Annotated in this window: 22 protein-coding genes; 9 read left to right on the top strand and 13 right to left on the bottom strand. The window is 63.2% G+C overall.

Translation table 11 applies throughout. From position 1 onward, the window contains the following. Window positions 1-11: 11 nt before the first annotated feature. Window positions 12-437, top strand: coding sequence for a low affinity iron permease family protein (locus N8A98_RS12855; RefSeq protein ID WP_262171809.1), 426 nt, complete (start codon window positions 12-14; stop codon window positions 435-437). 6 nt (window positions 438-443) lie between these two features. Here the strand turns inward: N8A98_RS12855 and N8A98_RS12850 are convergent, their stop codons facing one another. Then, on the bottom strand, window positions 444-740 hold the full coding sequence (locus N8A98_RS12850; RefSeq protein WP_262171807.1) for a DUF2934 domain-containing protein: 297 nt from the start codon (window positions 738-740) through the stop codon (window positions 444-446). A gap of 369 nt (window positions 741-1109) precedes the next feature. Between N8A98_RS12850 and N8A98_RS12845 the strand changes: the two genes are divergently transcribed. The 5 genes from N8A98_RS12845 to N8A98_RS12825 all read left to right on the top strand — a co-directional run bounded on the left by N8A98_RS12845 (window position 1110) and on the right by N8A98_RS12825 (window position 5542). Further along, complete coding sequence (locus N8A98_RS12845; protein WP_113120097.1) at window positions 1110-1901, top strand: cytochrome c oxidase subunit II; 792 nt, start codon at window positions 1110-1112, stop codon at window positions 1899-1901. Window positions 1902-1972: 71 nt separating this feature from the next. After that, window positions 1973-3742, top strand: coding sequence for a cbb3-type cytochrome c oxidase subunit I (locus N8A98_RS12840; RefSeq protein ID WP_262171805.1), 1770 nt, complete (start codon window positions 1973-1975; stop codon window positions 3740-3742). Beyond that, on the top strand, window positions 3739-4458 hold the full coding sequence (locus tag N8A98_RS12835) for a cytochrome c oxidase subunit 3 (protein WP_262171804.1): 720 nt from the start codon (window positions 3739-3741) through the stop codon (window positions 4456-4458). The genes N8A98_RS12840 and N8A98_RS12835 overlap by 4 nt, the downstream gene beginning before the upstream one ends. Beyond that, window positions 4455-5177: a heme-copper oxidase subunit III family protein gene (locus N8A98_RS12830; RefSeq protein WP_262171802.1), complete on the top strand. Its 723-nt coding sequence runs from the start codon at window positions 4455-4457 to the stop codon at window positions 5175-5177. Before N8A98_RS12835 ends, N8A98_RS12830 begins: the two co-directional genes overlap by 4 nt. Window positions 5178-5182: 5 nt before the next feature. Next, the gene (locus N8A98_RS12825) at window positions 5183-5542 is read left to right on the top strand and encodes a cytochrome C oxidase subunit IV family protein (RefSeq protein ID WP_262171801.1); all 360 of its coding nucleotides are present in this window, start codon (window positions 5183-5185) and stop codon (window positions 5540-5542) included. A gap of 1 nt (window position 5543) precedes the next feature. Here the strand turns inward: N8A98_RS12825 and N8A98_RS12820 are convergent, their stop codons facing one another. Then, on the bottom strand, window positions 5544-6134 hold the full coding sequence (locus N8A98_RS12820; RefSeq protein ID WP_262171799.1) for a TetR/AcrR family transcriptional regulator: 591 nt from the start codon (window positions 6132-6134) through the stop codon (window positions 5544-5546). A 127-nt stretch (window positions 6135-6261) separates the two neighbouring features. On the opposite strand from N8A98_RS12820, the gene N8A98_RS12815 reads away from it, so the two are divergent. The 3 genes from N8A98_RS12815 to N8A98_RS12805 all read left to right on the top strand — a co-directional run bounded on the left by N8A98_RS12815 (window position 6262) and on the right by N8A98_RS12805 (window position 9834). Further along, window positions 6262-7476 carry an MFS transporter gene (locus tag N8A98_RS12815; RefSeq protein WP_262171798.1) on the top strand — a complete coding sequence of 405 codons (1215 nt, stop codon included), beginning with the start codon at window positions 6262-6264 and terminating at the stop codon, window positions 7474-7476. A gap of 114 nt (window positions 7477-7590) precedes the next feature. Further along, window positions 7591-8580 carry an AraC family transcriptional regulator gene (locus tag N8A98_RS12810; RefSeq protein ID WP_262171797.1) on the top strand — a complete coding sequence of 330 codons (990 nt, stop codon included), beginning with the start codon at window positions 7591-7593 and terminating at the stop codon, window positions 8578-8580. Window positions 8581-8640: 60 nt separating this feature from the next. Beyond that, window positions 8641-9834 carry an MFS transporter gene (locus tag N8A98_RS12805; protein WP_262171795.1) on the top strand — a complete coding sequence of 398 codons (1194 nt, stop codon included), beginning with the start codon at window positions 8641-8643 and terminating at the stop codon, window positions 9832-9834. Between the two features lie 46 nt (window positions 9835-9880). On the opposite strand, the gene N8A98_RS12800 is transcribed toward N8A98_RS12805, so the two are convergent. From N8A98_RS12800 to N8A98_RS12750, 11 genes are all read right to left on the bottom strand, one after another. Continuing rightward, window positions 9881-11797 (bottom strand): glycoside hydrolase family 127 protein, encoded by a 1917-nt coding sequence (locus tag N8A98_RS12800; protein ID WP_262171794.1) that lies wholly within the window; start codon window positions 11795-11797, stop codon window positions 9881-9883. A gap of 60 nt (window positions 11798-11857) precedes the next feature. Then, window positions 11858-12859 (bottom strand): LacI family DNA-binding transcriptional regulator, encoded by a 1002-nt coding sequence (locus N8A98_RS12795; RefSeq protein WP_390888824.1) that lies wholly within the window; start codon window positions 12857-12859, stop codon window positions 11858-11860. A gap of 94 nt (window positions 12860-12953) precedes the next feature. Beyond that, window positions 12954-13931: a D-erythronate dehydrogenase gene (denD, locus tag N8A98_RS12790; protein WP_262171792.1), complete on the bottom strand. Its 978-nt coding sequence runs from the start codon at window positions 13929-13931 to the stop codon at window positions 12954-12956. Between the two features lie 104 nt (window positions 13932-14035). After that, entirely contained in the window at window positions 14036-14767 is a 732-nt protein-coding gene (locus tag N8A98_RS12785) for an outer membrane beta-barrel protein (protein WP_262171791.1), read from the bottom strand. 132 nt (window positions 14768-14899) lie between these two features. Then, a complete protein-coding gene (gene glmM, locus N8A98_RS12780; protein WP_262171789.1) occupies window positions 14900-16243 on the bottom strand; it encodes a phosphoglucosamine mutase in 1344 nt (447 codons plus the stop codon). Window positions 16244-16375: 132 nt separating this feature from the next. Further along, window positions 16376-18307 (bottom strand): ATP-dependent zinc metalloprotease FtsH, encoded by a 1932-nt coding sequence (gene ftsH / locus N8A98_RS12775; protein ID WP_113120086.1) that lies wholly within the window; start codon window positions 18305-18307, stop codon window positions 16376-16378. A 539-nt stretch (window positions 18308-18846) separates the two neighbouring features. Further along, entirely contained in the window at window positions 18847-20121 is a 1275-nt protein-coding gene (tilS, locus tag N8A98_RS12770) for a tRNA lysidine(34) synthetase TilS (RefSeq protein ID WP_262171787.1), read from the bottom strand. After that, window positions 20106-21128, bottom strand: coding sequence for a tol-pal system protein YbgF (gene ybgF / locus N8A98_RS12765; protein WP_262171785.1), 1023 nt, complete (start codon window positions 21126-21128; stop codon window positions 20106-20108). Before ybgF ends, tilS begins: the two co-directional genes overlap by 16 nt. A gap of 181 nt (window positions 21129-21309) precedes the next feature. Continuing rightward, window positions 21310-21798, bottom strand: a complete 489-nt coding sequence (gene pal / locus N8A98_RS12760; RefSeq protein WP_113120222.1) for a peptidoglycan-associated lipoprotein Pal — start codon at window positions 21796-21798, stop codon at window positions 21310-21312. A gap of 224 nt (window positions 21799-22022) precedes the next feature. Beyond that, entirely contained in the window at window positions 22023-23333 is a 1311-nt protein-coding gene (gene tolB, locus N8A98_RS12755) for a Tol-Pal system beta propeller repeat protein TolB (RefSeq protein ID WP_262171784.1), read from the bottom strand. 60 nt (window positions 23334-23393) lie between these two features. Continuing rightward, complete coding sequence (locus N8A98_RS12750) at window positions 23394-24560, bottom strand: cell envelope integrity protein TolA (RefSeq protein WP_262171782.1); 1167 nt, start codon at window positions 24558-24560, stop codon at window positions 23394-23396. Between the last annotated feature and the right edge of the window lie 3 nt (window positions 24561-24563).

Genomic DNA, 24563 nt, shown 5'->3' with positions numbered 1-24563 from the left:
AGGTGAAAACCTTGTCGCAAAAGAACATCTTTACACGGTTTGCCGGTGGCGTTTCCCACGCAGCCGGCAAGCCCCTGACCTTCGGCGTCGCGTTGCTGGGCGTCATCGTCTGGGCTGTATCCGGCCCGTTCTTCGGTTTTTCCGAAACCTGGCAATTGGTGGTCAATACCAGCACCACGATCATCACCTTCCTGATGGTCTTCGTGCTGCAGAACACCCAGAACCGGGACAGCGAGGCCCTGCACGCCAAGCTGGACGACCTGATCCTGGCCAGCAAGGCGGCCAAGAACGCCTTTATCGGCGCCGAACGGCTCAGCGAGCATGAGATCAAGCAATTGCATCAGGATCTGGAACAGGCGGCAAAAGGCGCGCCGGACGATGTGGATCAGCCCAAGCGCAAAAGCACCACCCGCGCCAAAGTCTCGCCCGCGCCTTAAATGGTGCTATTTGCGTACTGCGTCGTCATTATCCACCGGCTGCTCCAGCCGCTTGCCGCGCGGGTTGTTCACCGGCCGGCCCAGATCATCGATATTGTCATCCGCCGGCCGCTCGCCGCCATCCAGCCCTTGCCGCAGCAGGGCATCTGCATCGCGCTGGCGCAGGCATTTCTCGAGCGCTGCAAACCAATATTCCTTCTCGCGCCCAAACGGGCGGCCATCATTTTCCCAGAGGAAATAGGCCGTGTCCCGCACCGCCGCCTCGAAATCTCTGTCTACCCACGGATCATTGTCGTCAGCCATTCTGCCATCCTCCGGTTGAGCGGGGAACACTCCACTAGAGCAATGCTCGGGAGCCACATTTAGTTCAGCCGGGATAAGCTATGATGGTACCGAAAAGTCCAAATCGGGTGCTGCGGCAGCACGTTGACATTTTCTCAAGTCAATGACAGCCTTCTCCTTGAGTGAGCCGCACCGCAACGATCGATGCTCCTCACTGTCTAGCGTCGTGTCTGTTCCTGCATTGAGGTCACCGGAGGGGGTGATGCAAGGAGCGTGGCCATGCCTATGACCAAAGTGCGAAATCATGGCCGTCCAGGTCCGCTCGTTCACGGCGGATGCTTGCTGGCCGTTGCACCGCGATCTCTCCCGCCGGATGGAAGGTGAGGGATCATGATCGTTGCCGTCATTATGGTGGTTATCGTCGTCGCGTCGGTGGCGTTCCATGTCTTCAGTCCCTGGTGGTTTTCGCCCCTCGCATCGAACTGGGGCTATATCGACAACACTTTGGTTTTGACCTTTGCCATTACCGGCGCGGTGTTTGCCGCCGTCGTGCTGTTCGTGGCCTATTGCCTCTATCGCTTCCGCCATCAGGAAGGCCGGAAGGCCAGTTACGAACCCGAGAACAAGCGGCTCGAAGGCTGGCTGACCGCCCTCACCGCCGGTGGCGTCATCGCCATGCTGACGCCGGGCCTGTTCGTGTGGGCGCAATATGTCGAAGTGCCCGACACCGCCACCGATATCGAGGTGATCGGCCAGCAATGGCTGTGGAGCTTCCGCCTGCCCGGCGCCGACGGCAAGCTGGGCGCCGCCGATAATCGCCTGATCGGCGGCGACAACACGCTGGGGGTGAGCCCCAATGACCCGCTGGGGCAGGATGACCTGCTGATCGAGGGAGGCGAACTCATCCTGCCGGTCGACAAGCCGGTCCGCTTCCTGCTGCGCTCAGTCGATGTGCTGCACGATTTCTACGTGCCCGAATTCCGCGCCAAGATGGACATGATCCCGGGCTCGGTGACCTATTTCTGGGTCACCCCGACCAAGACGGGCACCTACGAAATTCTGTGCGCCGAACTGTGCGGCGTCGGGCATTCCTATATGCGCGGCACCGTCACCGTGGTCACCGACGAAGAATACCAGGAATGGCTGACGTCGCAGTCGACATTTGCCAGCCTGTCCTCCTGAAGCAGGGGGTGTTGAAGCGCCAGGCCGCATAAGACGGCCGCACTTCAAAGAGGAGAGTTGAGGAGGAATTTATGGCCGACATCCCCCATGACGCGAGCGCCACGGTACCGCCCGCCGAACTCGAGGAGATGGAACTTTACCACGCCCATAGCTGGTGGACGAAATACGTCTTCTCCCAGGATGCCAAGGTCATTGCGGTGCAATATGCGGGGACAGCACTGGCCATCGGCTTTGTCGCGCTGGTGCTGTCCTGGCTGATCCGCCTGCAACTGGGCTTCCCGGGGCTGGTCGAATTCATCGACGCCGACCGCTATTACCAGATCATCACCATGCACGGCATGATCATGGTGGTGTACCTGCTGACGGCCCTGTTCCTGGGTGGCTTCGGCAATTACCTGATCCCGCTGATGGTGGGCGCCCGGGACATGGTGTTCCCCTATGCCAATATGCTCAGCTTCTGGCTCTATTTCGTCGCGGTCATGCTGCTGGTGATCAGCTTTTTCGTGCCGGGCGGCCCGACCGGGGCGGGCTGGACGCTTTATCCGCCGCAAGCAATCCTCTCAAATACACCGGGCCAGCAATGGGGCATCATGCTCATGCTGGTGTCGCTGATCATCTTCATCATCGGCTTCACCATGGGCGGGCTGAACTACACCGTGACGGTCTTGCAGGCCCGGGCCCGCGGCATGACGCTGATGCGGCTGCCGCTGACGATCTGGGGCATTTTCGTCGCCACCGTCATGGCGCTGCTGGCCTTTCCGGCTTTGTTCGTCGCGGCCGTCATGATGCTGTTCGACAAATATCTGGGCACCAGTTTCTTCATGCCGACTTTGGTCGAAATGGGTGAGCAGCTCAGCTATGGCGGGGGCAGCCCGATCCTCTTCCAGCACCTGTTCTGGTTCTTCGGGCACCCCGAAGTCTATATCGTCGCCCTGCCCGCTTTCGGCATCGTCTCGGACCTGATCAGCACCCATGCCCGCCGCAACATTTTCGGCTATCGCATGATGGTATGGGCCATTGTGGGCATTGGCGTGCTCAGCTTCGTGGTCTGGGCGCACCATATGTATGTGAGCGGCATGAACCCCTATTTCGGGTTCTTCTTTGCCACCACCACGCTGATCATTGCAGTGCCAACGGCCATAAAGGTCTATAATTGGGTGCTGACCCTGTGGCGCGGCGATATCCATTTCAATCCGCCCATGCTGTTTGCCCTGGGCTTCATCGTCACCTTCGTCAATGGCGGCCTGTCCGGCCTGTTCCTGGGCAATGTGGTGGTGGACGTGCCGCTCTCGGACACCATGTTCGTGGTCGCCCATTTCCACATGGTAATGGGTGTGGCGCCGATCCTGGTGATCTTTGGCGCCATTTATCACTGGTATCCCAAGGTCACCGGCCGCATGCTGGGCGACGCCATGGCCAAGTTCCATTTCTGGGTCACGTTCCTGGGCGCCTATCTCATTTTCTTTCCCATGCATTATCTGGGCCTGATGGGGCTGCCGCGCCGCTATTTCGAGACTGAAGGCATCATGATCATGCCGGAGTCGGGGCACAGCCTGAATGCCTTCATCTCGATCATGGCCTTCATCGTCGGGTTCGCGCAGTTGGTCTTCGTGTTCAACCTGATCTGGAGCCTGCGTTACGGCCGCCCGTCCGGTCCCAATCCCTGGCGCGCCACGACGCTGGAATGGCAGACGCCCACCACCCCGCCGCCGCATGGCAATTGGGGCGAGCACCTGCCCAATGTCTATCGCTGGGCCTATGATTACAGCGTGCCCGGCGCCAAGGAGGATTTCATCCCCCAGAACGAGCCGGGCAGCGTGACCAAGGGAGACCCGGCATGAGCGCCATTCTGGGTTTCATCGCCATTCTCACCCTGATCGTCGGCTGGTGGCTGTCGCGGCAAGGCCTGGCGGCAAAGCCCTGGTTGCAGGTCGACCAGGCTGGCGGCGTGGCCGCGCCCAATCCGGCTCCCTATGCTCCGGCGCAGGTGGGCCTGGGGGTATTTCTGGCTGTCGTCGGCTCGCTCTTCGCGCTGCTGATCACCGGCTATCTGCTGCGCTCGGAGGGGCTGGACTGGCGGGACATGCCGCTGCCCTGGATTGTCTGGCCCAACACGCTGGCTTTGGTCGGCACCGGACTGGCGCTGGAATGGGCGCTACGGGCGGCCAATCGTGGCGACAAGGGCGCGGTGCGAACCGGTGTGCTCGCCGCCATCGGGCTAGCGCTGCTGTTCCTGGTTGGTCAGTTCGTGGCCTGGCGCATGCTGGCGGCCACAGGCAATTTCGTCAATTCGGGGCCGGCCGACAGCTTCTTCTATCTGATGACGGCGGCGCATGGACTGCATGTAATCGGGGGCATGTTTGCCCTCGCCGGCACGTTCGAGCGCATCCGCCGCAATGAGCTGGCCGAACGGATCAAACTGAGCGTGGAACTCTCCGCCACCTATTGGCTGTTCATGCTGCTGATCTGGGCGCTGCTGCTCGGCGTCCTGTCCGGTTCGGCCGGTGAATTCCTGGCCTTTTGCGGCCAGATCCTGTCCCAAGGAGGAATGCGATGAGCGATCCTGCAGTGACACCCTCCCACGAGCCCCCGGCGCGCCTGCCCGGCTGGCGCGGCATCGCCGCCGACTGGTCCTCCGACCAGCGCTCGTTCAAGACCGCCTCCTGGGGCAAGGTGATGATGTGGGTGTTCCTGCTCAGCGACACCTTCATCTTCGGCTGTTTCCTGCTGTCCTATATGACGGCGCGCATGTCCACCACGGTGACCTGGCCCAATGCCAGCGAGGTCTTCTCGCTGGAAATCGCCGGTCACCATATGCCGCTATTGCTCATCGCCATTATGACCTTCGTGCTGATCACCTCGAGCGGCACCATGGCCATGGCGGTCAATTACGGCTATCGCCGCGACCGCAAGAAAACTGCTGTACTCATGCTGCTGACCGCCGCCTTCGGCGCCATGTTCGTGGGCATGCAGGCCTTTGAATGGAGCAAGTTGATCTCCGAGGGCGTGCGCCCCTGGGAGAACCCGTTCGGCGCCCAGCAATTCGGCGCCATCTTCTTCATGATCACCGGCTTTCACGGCATCCATGTCACCATCGGCGTCATTTTCCTGCTGATCGTTGCCCGAAAAGTCTGGCGCTGCGACTTCGACACCGGCCGTCCCGGCTTCTTCACCGCCCGCAAGGGCCGCTATGAGATCGTCGAAATCATGGGCCTTTACTGGCACTTTGTCGATCTGGTGTGGGTTTTCATTTTCGCCTTCTTTTACCTGTGGTGATTGAGATGAGTCATTCTGCGACCGCTTCCACAACGCCCGTGCCGAGCCACGACGAGAGCCAGCAGCATCCCATCCGGCTCTATCTGGTGGTCTGGACCTGGCTCTTCATCCTCAGCGTCGGCTCCTACATGGTCGACATCCTGCAGTTCCAGGGCCTGTTGCGCTGGGGCCTGATCGTGACGCTGATGCTGCTCAAGGCGGGGCTGATCGTCTCGATCTTCATGCATATGCGCTGGGAACGGCTGGCGCTGAGCTATGCCATTCTGGTGCCGCCGGTGCTCATTCTGGTCTTTGTGGCACTGATGGCGCTTGAGGCCAATTACACGCAGCTGACGCGGGTGCTGTTCCTCAATGGCGGCACCTAGCTCAGGGCCGCAATAGGCCCTCGATCAATTGGCGATAGGCTTCGGTCGCGCGTTTGGAAATCGCCACCGGGTCGTCCGCATTGGCGATCCATTGCGCCGCATAGCATGACGCGCCGGTGACCATGCGGGCGGTGGCTTCGGTATCGATGTCGCGGATCACGCCATCTGCCAGCAGGGCGTCAAGGCTGGCTTTCATCGTCATGATGCAGCCATTGGCGCTGGGCCAGGATGCCGGATCGCCCAGCACGGCCGGGCCGTCGCGCAGCAGGATGCGCCCGATCTCGGGCTCCAGCGCCATTTCGATATAGCCGATTCCCTCTTCGACAAAGCTCTCCCAGCGGCTTGGCGCCTTGGCCGCGCGCTCCTTCAGCCGTTCGTTCATTTCCCCGTCGATCTGGTTCACGACGGCCTCGAACAGCCCCTTCTTGTCGCCGAAATGGTGATAGAGCGCCCCGCGCGTCAGTCCCGCCGCCGCGGTGAAATCGTCCATTGAGGCCTCGGCATAGCCCAATGTGGCAAAGGCTTGCCGGCCCGCGGCAATCAGCTTGGCACGGGTTTCGACAATCATCTCGCTGCGGGTTCTGCGGGTCATGGCCATACCTATTCACATACGCCTCGAATGTCAATTGACATACGTTTCGTATGCGACTACCTAATTATCATACGCCACGTATGTGAAACCTGCTGTGGCATTTCATTAATGTCGAGGACGTTCCCAAATGTCGAACCCCTATGCAGAGATATTCAAAGCCCCCGGGGCCAAGGCATTCGCCAGCGCCGGCTTTTTTGCCCGCATGCCCATCGCCATGGCACCCATCGGCATTGTCGCCATGCTGTCCCAAACCCACGGCGAATACTGGCTCGCTGGCGCCGTCTCGGCGACTTATGCACTGACCAATGCCCTGCTCGCGCCGCAGATCTCGCGCGTGGTCGACCGGCTCGGCCAGGCTCGGGTGCTGGCACCCACCACGATCATTGCCATCATCGCCTTTGCCGTGCTGATCTTCGCCGCCAATCAGGGCTGGCCGGCCTGGACGCTGTTTGCCGCAGCTTTTGGCGCTTCGGTCATGCCCAGCTTTCCCGCCATGCTGCGCGCTCGCTGGAGCGAATTGTTCCGCGACCGGCCCGAGCTGAACACCGCCTTTGCCTTTGAATCCGCCGCTGACGAATTGGTTTATATCGCCGGCGCTTCGCTCTCGGTGGGGCTCAGTGTCGCCCTCTTCCCCGAAGCGGGCCTCGTGGTCAGCACGCTGTTGCTGGCCGTGGGGGGCTTCGCCTTCATCGTGCAACGCTCCACCCAGCCCAGAACGCGCAGCAGCGCCGAAACCTCCGGCGCCTCCGCCATCTGGCAGCGGCCGGTGCAGATCATCACCCTGGCCTTGATCTTCGTCGGCGCCATTTTCGCTACCGCCGAAGTCAGTGTCGTGGCCATCACCGAGGCCTGGGGCCAGCCCGGCGCGGCGAGCCTGGTCATCGGTGTCTATGCCGTCGGCTCCTTTGTCGTCGGGCTGATCATCGGCGCGCTCAATCTCAAAATGCCGCTGGAACGGCAATTGGCTATCGCGCTCTCCGTGCTGGCCATCACCGCCGTGCCATTGCTCTTCGTGCAATCCGTGCCGCTCCTGGCCTTGGCGATCTTTGCCAGCGGCGTGGCCATCTCGCCCACCTTCATCACCGCTTTCGGGCTGGTCGAGCGCCGCGTTCCTGCGGCCATCCTCACCGAGGGCATTACCTGGGTGGTCACCGGCATCGGCATCGGCATGGCGCTGGGCGCCTTCCTCACCGGTTGGGTGGTCGACACATACGGCCCCGCCAACGGCTTCTGGGTCTCGGTCATCGCCGCCGTGCTGGCCTTTGCCACCATCCTGCTGGGGCAGAAAACCTTGGCGGGCGATGCCGATTGCCCGGACGCCCACCCGCAAGCCGCGGAATAGGTCCGCAAAGCGTCTGCCCTTTCCTTGGCTGCAAGGGCAGACGCGGCGCCAACGCATACCAGCATTCGAAATCCATCCCTTGCCCTGGGGACGATCAATGCCTAATCTGGCCCCATGCTTGATCATCCGTCCGCACCAAGTCTGTCTCCCAGCGTCCCCATGGACGCCTTGAGCGAAGTTCTGCAGGATTTTCGTTTGAGCGGTGTCAATTATGGCCGCTGCGAATTGCGCCATCCCTGGGGCATCACCTTTTCTGAACAGCCGCTGCTGCGTTTCCACTTCGTGAGCAAGGGCCCGTGCTGGCTGCATACCGAGGAGCATGGCTGGCAGGAATTGCGCGATGGCGATCTCGTGCTTTTGCCCCAAGGCATCGCGCATCGCCTCGCCAGCGCGCCGGACGTGCCCTGCACCTCGATCAAGACCTGCCAGGTCAAGACCTTTGGCGGCAATGTCTGCGAAGTGCTGCATGAGGGGACCGGGGAAACCAGCACGCTGTTTTGCGGCTCGATGGCGCTGGGCGCCCGTGCGATCCATCCGCTGCTCAATTTGATGCCCACCGTCATTCGCGGCTGCGATGTCGCCGCCAAGGACCCGCTGGTTGCGCCCCTGCTCGCGGCCATGACGGCCGAAGCCGGCCAGCCCCGCATGGGCGGCGCCACCATTCTGTCGCGCATGGCGGACCTGCTCACCGCAAGGCTGATCCGCTGCTGGGTCGATTGCACCAGTTCCTCCACCACGGGCTGGCTCGCGGCCATCCGCGACGTGCATGTGGGCCGGGCGCTGGCCGCCATGCATCGCGACCCCGGCCGCGGCTGGACGGTGGAAAGCCTGGCCGCTGTCGCCGGGCAGTCCCGTTCCGTATTTGCAGAGCGCTTCAGTGCATTGGTGGGCGAAGGCGCCGCCCATTACCTGACGCGCTGGCGCATGCAACTGGGCCAGGAATGGCTCGGCCAGGGCAGCCTGACCGTTGCCGAAGTCGCCATCCGCCTGGGCTATGAATCGGAAGCCTCGTTTGCCCGCGCCTTCAAGCGCACCACCGGCGCTTCGCCTGGCGCGGTCCGGCGGGAGCTTTCCAGACAAACGGACATGGAATTCGGATTTTAGGACACATATCGTCCGGCCGGCCTCGTCTATGAAGTTCCTCCAAATTCTGGAGACTCTTCTATGACCGACACAAGTATCCCTCTGGACGGCGTCGCCTCCGCGCCAAGCCGCTGGAGCACCAGCACCTGGCTGGCCGTGGTTTCCATGGCCGCCGCGACCTTTGCGCTGGTCTCCGCCGAATTCCTGCCAGCCGGCCTTTTGACCCCGATGGCCGCCGATCTGGGCATCAGCGAAGGCACCGCAGGCCAGGTCGTCACTGCCACGGCCAGCGTCGGCGCCGTCGCGGCACTGTTTGCCAATTCCGCCATCGGCAAGCTCAACCGCAAGACGGTGCTGGTCGGGCTCAGTGCCCTGGCCATCGCCTCCAATATCCTGGCCGCTATGGCCACCGATTTCTGGCTGCTGCTGCTCGGTCGCGCCGGGCTGGGCATTGCGCTGAGCGGCCTCTGGTCGCTGTCGGCTGCGGTCGTCGCCCGGCTGGTCGGCGTCAATTCGCTGGGCCGGGGCATGTCCATCATCTTTGTCGGTGTGTCGCTGGCTACCATCGCTGCCCCCTCGATCGGCGCCCTACTCAGCGACTGGATCGGCTGGCGCACCGCCATGGCCGCAACGGCCGGCGCGGCGGCCATCGCCATGTTGCTGCAATTGGTCAGCCTGCCCAGCCTGCCCGCGGGCGAAGGCACCCGGCTTGGCGACGTGTTCCGCCTGATGGGCCGCCGCGGCATTCAGCTGGGCATGCTCGCCGTGCTGCTGCTGGTCACCGGCCATTTCGCCGGCTTTGTCTATGTGCGTCCCTTCCTCGAACAGGTTACCCAATTGCCGGCCAGCGCCGTCGCCTGGGCCCTGCTCGGCTATGGCGTTGCCAGCGTTATCGGCAATATTGCCGGCGGCCGCATGGCCGACACCAATATCCGCGCGGCTTTGGCCACGACCGGCACGACGCTGGGCATTGCCGCCTTGGCTCTGGTGCTGTGGGGCAGCCATACCGGTACCGCTTTCGGCTTCGTTGCCCTCTGGGGCTTTGCCTTCGGCACGGCGCCCATCGTGTTGCAGACCAATCTGTCGCGTGCCGCATTGGATGCCCTTGAGGCGTCCGGCAGCCTCATGGTGGTCTGCTTCCAGGTCGCCATCGCCGTCGGCGCCGTGGTCGGCGGCTATATCGTGGATGGCCTGTCGGTTGCCGGCCCGCTCACCCTGGCCGCGGTTCTGTCCGCGCTGACCCTGGTGCTGGCCATACTGCAGCCGCGCAGCTAAAAGCGCCGGTGGCCGGCAGCATTCCGCTGCCGGCCTCGATGCATATTCAACCGCGCTGCGCCCGCAGCCAGACCAGCATGTCGCCCGGCGCCCGATTGTCCCACAGATGGTAGGGCACCAATCGGGCGGTATCGGCCACAATGTCGGGCGTCTGCTCGGTATAAAGCTCGTCGCTGGCAATCACCTCGCGCAGCACCGGCAGATCGATCGCGATGGCCCGGTTGAGATCGGGAATGACCGCCGTTTGCGAGCGGCCAAGACCATCACCCAACAGGATCGAATTGAGCCCCACCGGGTTGTCGGTGCCTTCCAGGCAATAGACCAGCGGTCCGCGCATCACCGCCACACGGCCGGCATCCTGCCGCACCTTGCCATTGGCCCGCAGCGCACGCGGCACCAATGGTAGGTTCAATGCCACGACGTCACCCGGATTCCACAGTCGCTCGACCCGGGCGTAGCCTTTTTCGGTGATAGCACCGAGATCGATGCTTTCCCCGTTGACGGCCAATGTCGCGCCCTTGGCCCAGGCCGGAATGCGCAGTGACAGGGCGAATTGGGTCGGCTGATCGACGCCGATGGTGAGGCCGATGGCGCCATCCCAGGGATATTGGGTCTGCTGGCTCAGCGTGACCTTGGCGCCGTTGCCAAGCTCCAGCCGTGCAGTGCTTTCGCCATAGAGATGCACCGCCACCTCGTCCTTGGCCACGCCATACATGTAGGAGCCGATCGAGGCGACCAGCCGCGCGATATTAGGCGGGCAGCAGGGGCAGGTATGCCAGGTCCAGCGATGATGCTTGCCGATGCTTTCGAGCGGGTTTTCATAAAAGAACGTCTTGCCATCGCGCGACAGGCCGGCGATGGCGCCATTGTAGAGCGCCTGTTCCATGATATCGGCATAGCGCCGGTCGGGACCGCGCCCCAGCATGCGATTGGCCCAGAACACCAGGCCCACCGAGGCGCAGGTCTCGGCATAGGCGGTGTCATTGGGCAGGTCGTAATAATCGGTGAAGCCCTCGTTTGAGGCCGCCGGGCCGATGCCGCCGGTGACATACATCTGCTTGCCGGTCAGATCGTCCCACAGAATTTCGAGGGCGTCGGTGAGGCTGTCGTCGTTATATTCGGTCGCGATATCGGCCATGCCCGAATAGAGATACATGGCGCGCACAGCGTGGCCGACCACCTTTTTCTGCTCTCGCACCGGCAGATGGGACTGATTGTAACCCAGCGTATCGTGCTGCGCGCTCTTGGTGTTGCGCCCCTCACGGATGGCTTCCTCGATGAAGAAATTGGGATTCTGGCCGCGCTCGTCGATGAAGAATTTGGCGAGGTCCATATATTTCTGCTCGCCAGTGACGCGGGCGAGCCGCACCAGCGCCAGCTCGATTTCCTCATGGCCGCAATAGCCGGGAACCTGGCCCGGCCCCTTGCCGAAGCGGGCTACCAGGTGATCGGCCATGCGGCACATGATATCGAGGAATTTGCGCTTGCCGGTGGCTTGGTAATAGGCGACGGCGCCCTCGATCATGTGGCCGGCGCAATAAAGCTCGTGGAAATCGCGCAGATTGGTCCATTTCCATTCCGGCTTGATGCGCTGGAAGAAGGAATTGAGATAGCCGTCCGGCTCCTGCAGCTTCTCATAGAGGTCGATAATGGCGTCGGCCCGCGCCTCGAGTTCCGGATTGGGCTTGCGGTAAAGCGAATAGGCGATGGTCTCGATCGATTTGCCCAGGTCGCTGTCCCAGAACATCTGGGCCGAACCGAGCCAGCCGATAAACGGGATAACGACGCCCGGGCTGGGCACGCCGATATCGATCTGTTCGAGCATGCGGGCTTCGACGCAGCGGTCGAGCAAGGTGGCGGCGGTATGATCGCATACCGCATCCTGCCAATCGCCCCAAAAGCCGGAGACGTCGACGCTGGGCACGGGCAGCGGGCGGAATTGACGATCTTGAGCAGCAGACATTTTGAGCTTTCCGATGGTTGATCAAGTGGTAGGCGCCGGGCCGGCGCCTGTGGCATTGCCTCAGCCTGACTGGCGCAGCACCAATTGGCACGGCAAGCGCCGGATTCCGGGCGCGACCTCCTTGCCCTCGGCCAGCGCCAGAATGGTCAGGCCGGCCTCGCGGCCAAGTTCCCGCAGGTTCATATCCACACTGGTGAGAGGCGGCCGCGTTGCTGCGGCGACGATTTCCCAATTGTCGAAGCCAACGACGGAGACGTCATCGGGCACCGTGACGCCGCGTTCACGCAAGGCATCGACCACGCCGCGGGCAATCTGGTCATTGCCACAAAAAATACCGTCGGGCGGGGTATCTGCGCCACTCCAGAGCCGGGCCACCGCCTCATGCCCCCAGGCCTCGCTCCATTCGCCGTGGTGGATTTCGGCCTGTTCGCCGACCACGGTGCGATAGGCCTGGGCCCGCACCTGTACCGAGGCGAAGCTTTCCGGCCCGGTAATGTGGACGATGCGGCGGCGGCCACGGCTGACCAGCCATTGCACCGCCTCGCGCGAGCCCTGTTCATCATCGGATATGAAGGTCACGCTATCGTCCGGGCCCTCGGTAAAGGCATAGACGACGGGCACGGGCAGATTGCTCAAATCGACCGGCAAGCGCCGATCGACCCGCCGGCCGGAAGCGATAATGCCATCGACCTGTTTGTCGAGCAGTGCATCGACATGCACCTTGGCCAGCGCCGCATCATCCTCGATGGTGCAGAGGAAAACCGAGACGCCCCGGTCGACCAGGGCTTCGGACACGCCGGCCATCAGCGGCAGCGTGAAGCGGCCATAGGTGTCGTTGGTCAATAGGCCAATGGTGAAGCTGCGCTTGCCGAGCAGGCCTCGCGCCATGGTATTGGGGCGAAAGCCGAGCTGGGCTGCAACCTGTTTGACCCGCTCGCGGGTTTGCTCGGTCATGCGGCCGGTATCGTTCAGCGCCCGCGAGGCCGTAGCAACGCTGACGCCCGCGGCAGCAGCCACGTCATAAATTCGCGTCCGCTCGATAGTTTTGACCGGCTCCGACACGATAGCCTCCGGCTGCGCAAACGTTTGCTCATTTGCGCAAACGTTTTCTCATTTCGACCGTCAGCCGTCAATCGACAAATGCAGCTCGCGCCAATTAGGGTTGGACCGGCGGCAACTCGTCTTCGATGTGGATGCGGATGATTTCGTCAAAGCTGGTTTCGGCACGGAAGCCCAGCGCCGAGGCGCGTTGGGCATCAAAGGCTTGGGGCCAGCCGGCGACGATTTTGGCAATGACTTCGTCAGGCTGGCGGCGGATCAACTGGGTTGCCGCCGGACCGGCCACGCGTCGCAGCGCCGCGATCTGTTCGGCCACTGTCACCGACAAGCCCGGCATGGTCAGATTGCGCCGCTGCCCCAAGGGCGCGGTATCCATCTGCGCGGCATGCAGCAGGAAACCCACCGCCGCCCGCGGACTGGCGAACCAATGGCGCACGCTGTCATCGACCGGCAGGATGGCTTCCATGCCCGCCAGCGGCTCGCGGATAATGCCGGAGAAGAAACCGGAGGCGGCCTTGTTGGGCTTACCGGGCCGGACGGCGATGGTGGGCAGACGAATGCCCACGCCATCGAGAAAGCCGCGACGGGAATAGTCGGCCAGCAGCAGTTCGCAAATCGCCTTCTGGGTGCCGTAACTGGTGAGCGGAGTATGGTCCTGGCTGTCCCCGATCACGGCCGGAAGTGGCTCGCCAAAAACGGCGATGGAAGAAGTAAACACCACACGCGGACGATAGAGTTGCGCGCTGAGCCGGATAGCTTCGAACAGATGCCGCGTGCCATCGAGATTGATGCGGTAGCCTTTTTCGAAATCGGCTTCCGCCTCACCTGAGACAATGGCTGCCAGATGGAAGATCAGGTCGGGCCGGGCCTGTAGCAGGGACGCAGCGCTGCCGGGCTCGGACAGATCGGTGGCGATGGTGTCGATCGGAAGCGACGCAGCCGGCGTTTCCGGCGCGACGATGTCGGCCAGCATGAGGCTCTCTATCGGCTGACCACCCACCTGTCCCGCCGCCAGCAGCGCCGCCGTCAACTTGCGGCCCACCATGCCCGCCGCACCAATCACCAAAACCTTCATCGCGTCCTCCTGCCGCGCTCATGGTAGGGGCGATTCTGGCGCAGAGGGTAAAAAAATCGGCACCCGAAGGTGCCGATCTGACTTCTGTCGGTGCAAAGGGACGCTTAGTTGAAGCGGTAACGAACCGTGCCGCGCACTTCATGAGCCCAGACATTGGCGACGCTATAGGGCAGCAATGGCTCGTCATTCTCGACGGAATTGATGTAGAGCGCGCGGTAGCCGATATCGGCAACGACCTGACCGAAATCGTAGCCGACGCCGACCATGCCGGCAGCTGCGAAGCTGGTATTGTCGCCCCGCGTATCGGGCAGGCCCGGACCGTGGCTGATCACGTTGTTGAGTGCCACACCGGCGCCGGCGCCGACATAGCCGAAGGCGCCGCCGGCTGCGCCATAACCGCCGCCGCCCAGACCGAAGTCATAATAGGCGTTGGCGAGCAGGATGGTGGAGCGCAGTTCCAGCTTGTGCTGGCCATTGGCGATATTGGCCGAGCCGGAAATGGTGGTCGACAGCTCATCATTGGCGAGATAGTCGGCAGTCACGTCGAAGCGCAGGCCGGTGCCGGTTTCATAGCCGACGCCCGCGCCGACCGAGTAGCCGAAGCCCCAATCGTCGGTGGCGAATACCGTGTCCGGGACGCCGCTGGGATGGCTGACTTCCTTGGCCCACAGCCCGTTCCCACCGGCGCTGCCGCGCAGGTAGAAGGCGCCCTGGACGCCATAGTCCACGTCAGGAACGTCGATGACCGGCGGATAATAAGGCATATCCGCGGCCAGTGCCGGGGCAGCCACAACAGCGGCTCCAGCCACCATGACCGCAGCGATGAGCTTGTTCATGAAATTCGTCCTTAGGTTGCCACGACATGAGTCGATTGTTGGCAAATATCGGACAACTTTCTTAAAACCCGATTAACCTAAACTTTTAACCGTAACAGCAGTAGAGACCGGCCCGACAACTGTTGTCGGAAGTCAGGCAACCTGCAGGATGGCTGCCTCTACCTGGCCGACCACGGTCGATACCAAAGCGGCATCGTCGGCTTCGCCCATGACGCGGATAACCGGCTCAGTGCCCGAGGCGCGGACGACGAGGCGCCCGCCCTTGCCAAGCATGGCCTGGCCATCGGCAATGGCCTGGATGACCTGCTTGTGCTCCAGCGGCTTGCCGGACTTGAACTTGACGCTGCGCAACAGCTGCGGGACCTTTTCGAAGCGAGCGCAGATTTCCGAGATGGAGCGCTCCTGCTGTTTGAGCACGGCCAGCAATTGCAGCGCGGCGACGAGGCCATCCCCGGTCGTGGTGAAATCGGACAGGATGATGTGGCCCGATTGTTCGCCGCCCACATTGAAGCCCTTGGCGCGCATGGCTTCGAGCACGTAGCGATCGCCCACCTGCGTGCGCTCCAGCGTCAACCCCAGCGAGAGCAGATAGCGTTCGAGGCCCAGATTGGACATGATGGTGGCGACGATCCCGCCGCCCACCAGCATTTCGCGCTCCATCCAGCTCTGGGCGATCACCGCCATGAACTGGTCGCCATCGACCACACTGCCCTTTTCATCGATGATGATGACGCGGTCGGCGTCACCATCCAGCGCAATGCCGATATCGGCACGCATCTCGCGCACCTTGGCGGCCACGGCGTCGGGCGCGGTGGAACCGACCTTGTGATTGATATTATAGCCATCGGGCTCGACGCCGATGGTGATGACCTCGGCGCCCAATTCCCACAGGGCGATGGGCGCGACCTTATAGGCGGCACCATTGGCGCAATCGAGCACCACGCGCAGGCCGGACAGGTCGACATTGCGCGGCAGCGTGCGCTTGGCATATTCGATATAGCGGGTGCGGGCTTCCTCGTCGCGGTGGGCGCGGCCGATATTCATGCCATGCGCCAGAAGCTTGCTCGTGTCGCTATCGATCAGCCGCTCGATTTCCAGCTCCAGCTCGTCGCTGAGCTTATAGCCATCGGGGCGGAACAGCTTGATGCCATTGTCATCATAGGGATTGTGCGAGGCCGAGATCATGACGCCTAGATCCGCACGCAGCGAGCGGGTCAGCATGGCGACGGCCGGGGTGGGCATCGGGCCGAGCAGGTATACATCCATGCCCACGGCGGTGAAGCCGGCGGTCAGGGCCGTCTCGATCATATAGCCGGAGCGACGGGTATCCTTGCCGATCACCACGCGATTGCGATGGTCGCCGCGCACGAATTTGGTGCCGGCAGCCATGCCGACCTTCATTGCCAGTTCGGGGGTAAGCTTGCTGCCATTGGCGAGGCCGCGAATACCATCCGTGCCGAAATATTTCCTGACCATGATCTGCCCTCACACTCGTATGGAGCGGTGATTCTATCGTTCAACCGTTAAGAGCGCTTTTCGGCGGAATAACGGTGAAGATCAAATGCAGAAAGGCCGCCCTGCGGCGACCTTTCCAGTTTTCTGCCTGACTTAGCTGCCCGGCTGCGGCTCGAGACCCGTCTCGGGCGGTGCATCGGGACGTTTCTTGCCCGATTTGCCGGCTGAGGGCACACCCGTCGCCTTGGGCGCGGAGGGGCCATTGTCGTCCGGGCGAACCGGCTGCTTGCCTTCCATCAGGGCGCGCAACTCATCGCCAGTCAGCGTCTCATATTCGAGCAGCGCCTGGGCAATCGCCTCCCACTCGTCGTGGTAGGTGGTGAGGATTTCCTTGGCCGAAGCCTCGCCATCCTCGATCAGCTTGCGCACTTCCTGGTCGATGATGCGCGCGGTGTCGTCGCTCATATTGGTCGACTGCGTCACCGAATGACCCAGGAACACTTCCTGGTCGCTCGACTTGTAGCGGACGCGGCCAAGCTTCTCGCTCATGCCCCATTCCATGACCATGGAGCGGGCCAGGCTCGTCGCCATCTGGATATCGCCGGAGGCGCCAGAGGTGACCTTTTCCGGGCCGAACTTGATGATCTCGGCCTCGCGGCCGCCGAACAGCATGGTGAGGCGCGCCAGGGCCTTTTCGCGGGAGAACGAATAGCTGTCGCTCTCGGGCAGGGTCATGACCATGCCCAAAGCGCGGCCGCGCGGAATGATCGTCGCCTTGTGGATGGGGTCGATGCCCGCAACCTTGAGCGCGATGATGGCGTGGCCAGCCTCGTGATAGGCCGTCAGCTTCTTCTCGTCCTCGGACATGGCCATGGTGCGGCGCTCGGCGCCCATCATGATCTTGTCCTTGGCGTCTTCGAATTCTGCATGGGTGACGAAGCGCTTGTTGCGCCGCGCCGCCATAAGGGCCGCTTCGTTGACTAGGTTCATCAGGTCAGCGCCCGAGAAACCGGGGGTACCACGGGCCAGAACCTTCAGATCCACATCGGGGGCCAAAGGCACCTTGCGGACGTGAACCTTGAGCACCTTTTCGCGGCCCGACACGTCGGGATTGGGCACCACGACCTGGCGGTCGAAGCGGCCGGGACGCAGCAAAGCGGGATCCAGCACGTCGGGACGGTTGGTGGCAGCGATCAGGATGATGCCTTCATTGGCTTCAAAGCCGTCCATCTCGACAAGGAGCTGGTTTAGGGTCTGTTCGCGTTCGTCGTTACCGCCACCGAGCCCGGCGCCACGCTGGCGGCCGACGGCGTCGATTTCGTCGATGAAGATAATGCAGGGCGCGTTCTTCTTGGCCTGTTCGAACATGTCGCGAACGCGGGACGCGCCGACACCGACGAACATTTCAACGAAGTCCGAACCCGAAATGGTGAAGAAGGGCACATTGGCTTCGCCGGCGACCGAACGGGCCAGCAGCGTCTTACCGGTACCCGGAGGGCCCACCAGCAGCACACCGCGCGGAATACGGCCGCCCAGGCGCTGGAATTTGCCGGGATCGCGCAGGAATTCGACGATTTCCTCTAGGTCCTGCTTGGCTTCGTCCACGCCAGCAACGTCCTCGAACGTCACCTTGCCATGGGTTTCGGTGAGCAACTTGGCGCGCGACTTGCCAAAGCCCATCGCGCCGCCACGGCCACCGCCCTGCATCTGCCGTATGAAGAAGAACCACACGCCGATGATGACGATGAAGGGCAGCCAGGAAGAGAGCAGGATCGACCAGAACGGGCTCGATTCGGGGGCGCGGGCGGTGATCGACACGCCCTTGTCTTCGAGGCGATTGATCACGTCGGCGCCATCGGGCAGCACGGTTTCAAAGCGCGCACCGTCATTGAGCACGCCCGACACCACATTATTGGTGATGGTGACGGATTGGACGCGCCCTGCTTCCACATCGGTGACGAACTGGCTGTAGCTCTTGTCGGAGACCGAAATTGAGCGGGTCGACGACTGGAAGACCTGGAACAGGCCCATCAGCATGAAGAGTATGACTAGCCAGATGGCGAAGTTGCGGAAGTTTCCGTTCATCAATCCTGTCCCGGAGAAGCCGGCCCAAATGCAGCAGCCAGCAGTAAGGCCGAATGTATGTCCGGCAATGGGGCGTTACAAGGGCAAGACCTGCGGCCCTTTGGGCGCTCCGTCCAGTCATAATGTCGCGATTGGGTTAATACGCAATGGCGAAGCGGAAGGTTCCACAGGGGCGTGGCGATACGCCGTCCGGCTGGTGCCGACGGTTTTGGCAGTGAGCGACGATGGCGAGACCGGCGTCTCTGGGGTTTGGTAGATGGTGAAACGTCGGCCTCGCCATCGCGCCGGGATTTTTCACAGGGCCGGATGAGCTTGCCTTGTTATGAGGCGAGCCGTCGTACCTCTGCGTGGCCGGAGCGACCTCCAACCCACGGCATTCACCCAGCCCATCCACTCGTCATGACCGCGCTCTGGCAGGGTGATGGAGGGATAGTGGCATGAGGTGGGTGGGGCGGGGATAAGATGGATAGATTGGGGTTCTTCGCTGTCTCCCGCGGGAGCGCCGTGGGAAGGAGGGATTGGGAGCAAGCCCGACCCCCTCAATCGATCAGCAATTGCACCTTGATGCGATCGTCGAACGACCAGCCGCCCAGCGAGAGGACGCCGCCGGCGGCGTCGCGGACGATGGGGGCGGTGCGGATGGCTTCGGCGGGAGCGGTGACCTTGAAGCCGAGGAATTCTTCGAGCCGGTGGCGGGGCAGATAATCGGCGACGCTGGCGGTGAGGTCGCTTTCATCCGAGCCGTTGATGATCAGGAAGCGTTCGTCCCAGATCAGCTCGGCATGGGGCCGCAGGATCGCGTCGGGGGGCACGGCGCGGCCGGGTTCGCGGGCGATCACCACGGCATCGTCCTTGAGGCGGATGACGCAGCCCAGAACGGTGGTGGATTTGGGCAGAGCCCCGTCGGCAATCGATTGGCGCAGCCGCTCGACCTGCCCCAATGCGCGCGGCTTCTGCCGGCCGCCGACAATATTGAGCACCCGGCCGAGCACACGCACCGAAATGGCTGGGCTGAGACCGATAAAGCCGGCCAGCTCGATCCGGGCCGAGCCGAAGCCATCCAGCCGCACCATGGCCGCAAAACAGCTCTCGGCCATCTGCGCAATCGCCGCATCGGCTTCGGCCATGCGGTCGGCAAAAACCGCGAGTGCCGCGGCGTCCAGCCCCAGGCTTGCCAATTGCGGCAAGGCCTTGCGCCAGCGCACGCGTTCATAATGCTCGTCCGCATTGGAGGGGTCTTCGGCCGGCACGAGGCCCGCTGCATCCACAATTGCCCGCAGAGCCGTCGGATCGATATCGAGCAGCGGGCGGTGCACGATTATGCCCTCCACCACAGCCATGGCCGACATGCCCTTGAGGCCCTCGATACCGCTGCCATGGGCCATGCGCATCAACACGGTTTCGGCTTGGTCGTTGCGATGATGGGCGGTGAGCAGGACGGAAATCCCATCCTGTGCCATGGCGTTGCCGATCAATTGGTAGCGGGCGATCCGGGCCGCTTCCTGCAGGCCGGCCACGGGCTTGGTCGCGCTCCATTTGAGGCCGGTGGCGGCGACGCCCAGCTCTTTGGCCGCAGCGAGTACCATTTTGACTTCGGCGGCCGCTTCGGGGCGCAGACCGTGATCGACCGAATAGACGTGCAGAATGGGCGCGTTGTCGCGGGCGCTGGCCCAGCTATGGGCCAGCAGCAACAGTGCCAGGCTATCGGCGCCACCGGACACGGCCAGCCCGATCGCCTGTTCCCCGGCGACGGCAGCAAAGAGCTGGTCCAGCGCTGCCGCGTCGTCGAGGCTGGGGGTCAAGCGGGCGGGCATTCGGCCTTGGTCTTTTCCTCGGCCAGGCGGCCTTTGACGGCATCGGGCAGCGTCGTATAGCGGCGATCGACTTCAGCAAAGGTGCGGCAGGCGGTTTCGCGCTCGCCGGCGCCCGATAGCGACATGCCCAGCTTGAGCAGCAATTCAGGCGCGCGCGGATTGTCCGGCGCCTTCTGAAAGGCATTGAGCAACACATCGGCGGCTTCGCTATAGGCCTGGCGCTGCAACAGCGCATCGCCCAGCCAATTGGCGGCGTCGGTAACCTGGGGATTGTCCGGGTACAGCTCGATGAACTGAGTGAACTGATCCTCGGCAAAAGCGTAGTCGCCGCGCGCCAGGGCCTCGTAGCCGGCACGGAACTGTGCATCGGCATCGGAATTGTCCGAGGGGCCGGCGGCCGGATCATAGGTCAGGTCCAGCGGCTCGCCCGTGGTCAGGTCCGTACCGCCCGTGCGGCCGGTGCCGACCAGCGGATCGTTGGAATTGCCCAGATCGTCCATTGGCGCGCTGCCATCGTCGAATGTGGGGTCGAACTCGGTTTCGCCGGGCAATGGCTGGACGCCCTGGGCGGGAATATCGGTCAGCGGCACATTGGATTCGTCAGCGGGGGCCTGCGGCGACACCGGGGCCGGCGTCGCGCCGCCCTGCTGGGTCGCCGCATCAGGTTTTCCCGGCGCACCGCCTTCGAGCGCCTGGAAGCGCGCGGCGTTTTCCTCGCTCTGGCGCTGCACCAGCGTCTGCATCTGGGTGAGTTGGAAAGTCAGCCCCTCGACCTGGCCATTGAGCGAGCGGATCTGCTCCTCGAGCTGCTGGATGCGCAGCATCAATTGGGCAGTGTCACTGGCCTGGGCCAGCAAAACCGGCGGCGTCTCGTCGCTCAGCGTGCGGCCCACCAGAGCCGGCGGGGTCGCCATCAACCCGGACTGGGCGACAGCCGGGGCTGCCACGCCGAGGGCCAGCGCCGTCGCCAGCGCCAGTCGCGCCTTCAGATGATTGGTCGTCGTCAAAGCAATACGCCTCCAAACGCGTCGTGACTGCACGACGCACCATGAACCTTTGGAGGCCAGGCAATAAAGGCCAATTTTGGTCAAAAGAAAGCGCCCGGGCCCTTTTCGGGGCTCCGGGCGCTCTTGCCTCCAGTTTGCACTGGATCGCTTCGGCCTTGCCAGCGGCAGGGCCGGTTTTGTCTTACTGGACCACGGTGACCGCGCGGCGGTTCTGGCTCCAGCAGGAAATGTCGTTACAGATGGCCACCGGGCGTTCCTTGCCGAAGGACTGGCTGGTGATGCGCTGGCCATTGACGCCCTTGGAGGTCAGGTAATTGACCACGATGGAGGCGCGGCGGGCGCCCAGGGCGATATTGTATTCACGGGTACCGCGCTCGTCGGCATGGCCTTCGATCATGATGCGGTAGTTCGAATATTGGTTGAGCCAGGCGGCCTGCTTGTCCAGCGTGGCCATGGCGGTAGGGGTGAGGTTGCTCGAATCGGTTTCGAAGAACACGCGGTCACCGACCGAAACGAGGAATTCCTGCTGGCTGCCGGGGGCGCCGCCGCCGGGGCCCAGATTGCCAACACCGGTCGGCATCGCATTGGGGGTGCGGGAACAGGCCGCAATCGCGACGACGAAGAGCAACATTGCGAATGCGCGCAACGCGGTGTTGAGGGGTGCGGAAATGGCCAATGGAGGCTCCTGAAAGGCTTACAATCTTAAGCACGGCATTTACCGCGCTTATTCTTAAGACCGCGTTTGCGTGTCTGGTTAATGTTTGCCTATCGGGGCACAAATGTGGCGGAAATCCGGGCTTTTTCGTGATGGTGCAGTTTGGCCACAGCGGCGATGGCCGATAACGTTAGGTTAAGTGGGGCAACACGAAATCACTTTCGTGCCGCCCCAAACACTTAAGCCCGCAGGCCCGACCAGGCCGGATCCGATGCATAGCCATCCGTCGGGATGGTCAAAAGATTGCGGCCCCAGATATCGATGCTCATCAGGCGCGGGCCGTCATTGCCGCCCGGATCCTGGAAGAACATGATGACGCGCCCATTGGGCGCCCAGGTGGGGCCTTCGGCGTGGAAGCTCGAATAGAGCATGCGCTCGCCCGAGCCATCGGGATTCATCACCCCGATATTGAACTGGCCGCCGGATTGGCGGGTAAAGGCGATCAAATCGCCATTGGGCGACCAGACCGGGGTGGAATAGCTGCCCTGGCCGAAGCTGATGCGCTGCGCATTACCGCCGCTGGCGCCCATCATATAGATCTGCGGCGAGCCGCCCCGGTCGCTTTCGAACAGGATGCGGCTGCCATCGGGCGAATAGGAGGGGCCGGTATCGATCGCGGCGCCCGAGGTGAGCTGCATGGGCTGGCCGCCCCCGGTGCTGACCGAATAGATATTGGTGGCGCCGCCCTGCTCGACCGAGAAGGCCACCGTGCCGCCATCGGGCGAAAAGCGCGGCGCGAAGGTCATGGCCCCGACGGCAGCCAGCTGTTGCTGGCGACCGGTGGATAGCTGCAGCAGGAAGACCTGCGGATTGCCATTGGCGAAATTCATATAGGTGACCATGTCGCCATTGGGCGAAAAGCGCGGGGTCAGCGCCATGGAGCTGCCATCGGTCAGATACTGCGAATTGGCGCCGTCCTGATCCATAATGGCCAGGCGCCGCACGCGATTGGCCTTGGGGCCGCTTTCGGCAACGTAGATTACGCGGGTATCGAAATAGCCGCCGCCGCCGGTCAGGTTGGAATAGATGGCGTCAGAAATGATATGGCCGACCCGGCGCGAGGAATTGGGATCGGTATTGTAGCTGCTGCCCACCACCTGGGCGCCCTGGCGGGTGTCCCATACGCGCACCGAGGACGAAATCTGCCCGCCGCGCTCGACCGCGCCCATCACCAATGCATCCACATTGGCGGTGCGCCAGGTGTTGAAATCGGGCGTGGCGTTCACATCGCCCACCTGCACGGGGAGCGAAGCCGGATCGAGCGGCTGGAACAGGCCCGAACGGCGCAGATTATTGCGCACGATCTCGGCAATCTCGCGCCCGAAGGTGGGATCGCTCGAGGCAAAATCGGGAATGGCGATCGGTAGGGGCCGGAAATTGGCGCCCTCGACCGTGATATTGAGCTGGGCACTGGCCTTGGCGGCTGCAGCCATGGCAATGCCGCCGGCCAGACCGAGCTTGAGGGCGTTGCGCCGGGTGAGAAGGGTCATTTCAGTCTCCATTCCTGCCGTTCGTTGACAATGCTGCCAGACAAAGGCGCTTCCAAGATGTCACGGACGCAAAGTGACGTTGATATTCTGCCATTGGTCATAAGTGTTTGCCGAGAGCATGCTGTAGGGACCGCAACCGGCCACCGCGCTCACCGCCTTCTGGGCGATGCCGATGGCTTCGGGCTGCTGGCTGACCGAGACGATGCGCGGCACATCGGCCAGCGAGCCATCCTGCTTGAGCCGCATATTGACGACGACTTCGGCCCCGCTCGCCTCTTCATTGGGCAGCAGATACCAGCACTGCTTGATCTTGGCGACCAGCGCCCCGATCTCGGTCTGGCTGAGGGTGGCCGAGGTGCCGGTGGTGTCGCCCAAAGTGGGTGAACCGCCCTGCCCGGTCGTCGCCCCGGTCGTATTGTCCCGATTGATGATCGAGGAAATATCGTCCGCCAGCGCGGAATCGAGCTGGGCCGGCTGCGGCGGATTGGGCTGCGGGTTCGGCGCCGGTGTCGCGGGCTGCTGGGCCGCAGCCTGGCGGCGGCGTTCCTCTTCCTCGCGCCGGCGGCGTTCGGTTTCGGCGGCGGCAAATTGCTGGCGCAGCTGCGCCAGATTGCTCGGCCGCGCCGCTGGCGTCGGCGCCGGGGGCTGGGCCGGAGCCGGCGTCGGCTCGGGTGCCGGCTCAGGCGCGGGGGTCGGGGCGGGCGTGGGTTCGGGCACCGGCTCGGGAGCCGGCGTTGGTTCTGGCGCAGGTGCGGGTACCGGCTCCGGCGCAGGCCGCGGCCGGGTTGCGGGCGTTGGCGGGGTAGGAGCAGGCTCGGGTTCCGGCGCCGGTTCAGGCTGGGCCGCCGGTGGGGGCGGGGTCGGCTCCGGCTCAGGTTCGGGCTCCGGCGGTGGTGGCGCGGATTCGGGCGCGGGGGCGCTGTTGGTTACCGGCATGGGCGTGGGCGTATCGGCCGGCGATGGGGTTTCCTGATCGCGCTCGGTATTGCCGGTGGGCTGGGCCAGTTCGGCCGGCTGGTCGGATTCGGCAATGGCGGGGGTCTGGGTATCGACCACTTCGCTATCGAGCGAGCCCATGCGGATATTGTTGAAATCGCTGACCGGCACCAGATCGACCGCAATGGCGTTTTCGACCGTGGTCATCGGCTCCGCCAGGCCCAGATTGATGAGGCCGATGGTCAGAACCGTGACATGTGCGACGATCGAAACGATGAGGCCGGTGCGCATGGG

Origin of the sequence: Devosia neptuniae, assembly GCF_025452235.1 — a bacterium.
Taxonomy (GTDB): domain Bacteria; phylum Pseudomonadota; class Alphaproteobacteria; order Rhizobiales; family Devosiaceae; genus Devosia.
Note: the sequence above shows the minus strand (reverse complement) of the source record. Positions and strands in the feature narration are given on the sequence as shown.

Coding starts and splice junctions, on each gene's coding strand:
- N8A98_RS12835 (WP_262171804.1), top strand. CDS start 3,739: ATGAGCGCCATTCTGGGTTTCATCGCCATTCTCACCCTGATCGTCGGC.
- N8A98_RS12820 (WP_262171799.1), bottom strand. CDS start 6,134: ATGACCCGCAGAACCCGCAGCGAGATGATTGTCGAAACCCGTGCCAAG.
- N8A98_RS12805 (WP_262171795.1), top strand. CDS start 8,641: ATGACCGACACAAGTATCCCTCTGGACGGCGTCGCCTCCGCGCCAAGC.
- N8A98_RS12750 (WP_262171782.1), bottom strand. CDS start 24,560: ATGCGCACCGGCCTCATCGTTTCGATCGTCGCACATGTCACGGTTCTG.
- tilS (WP_262171787.1), bottom strand. CDS start 20,121: ATGCCCGCCCGCTTGACCCCCAGCCTCGACGACGCGGCAGCGCTGGAC.
- N8A98_RS12825 (WP_262171801.1), top strand. CDS start 5,183: ATGAGTCATTCTGCGACCGCTTCCACAACGCCCGTGCCGAGCCACGAC.
- N8A98_RS12840 (WP_262171805.1), top strand. CDS start 1,973: ATGGCCGACATCCCCCATGACGCGAGCGCCACGGTACCGCCCGCCGAA.
- glmM (WP_262171789.1), bottom strand. CDS start 16,243: ATGGTCAGGAAATATTTCGGCACGGATGGTATTCGCGGCCTCGCCAAT.
- N8A98_RS12785 (WP_262171791.1), bottom strand. CDS start 14,767: ATGAACAAGCTCATCGCTGCGGTCATGGTGGCTGGAGCCGCTGTTGTG.
- N8A98_RS12810 (WP_262171797.1), top strand. CDS start 7,591: ATGCTTGATCATCCGTCCGCACCAAGTCTGTCTCCCAGCGTCCCCATG.
- denD (WP_262171792.1), bottom strand. CDS start 13,931: ATGAAGGTTTTGGTGATTGGTGCGGCGGGCATGGTGGGCCGCAAGTTG.
- N8A98_RS12830 (WP_262171802.1), top strand. CDS start 4,455: ATGAGCGATCCTGCAGTGACACCCTCCCACGAGCCCCCGGCGCGCCTG.
- N8A98_RS12850 (WP_262171807.1), bottom strand. CDS start 740: ATGGCTGACGACAATGATCCGTGGGTAGACAGAGATTTCGAGGCGGCG.
- N8A98_RS12800 (WP_262171794.1), bottom strand. CDS start 11,797: ATGTCTGCTGCTCAAGATCGTCAATTCCGCCCGCTGCCCGTGCCCAGC.
- tolB (WP_262171784.1), bottom strand. CDS start 23,333: ATGACCCTTCTCACCCGGCGCAACGCCCTCAAGCTCGGTCTGGCCGGC.
- N8A98_RS12815 (WP_262171798.1), top strand. CDS start 6,262: ATGTCGAACCCCTATGCAGAGATATTCAAAGCCCCCGGGGCCAAGGCA.
- ftsH (WP_113120086.1), bottom strand. CDS start 18,307: ATGAACGGAAACTTCCGCAACTTCGCCATCTGGCTAGTCATACTCTTC.
- N8A98_RS12845 (WP_113120097.1), top strand. CDS start 1,110: ATGATCGTTGCCGTCATTATGGTGGTTATCGTCGTCGCGTCGGTGGCG.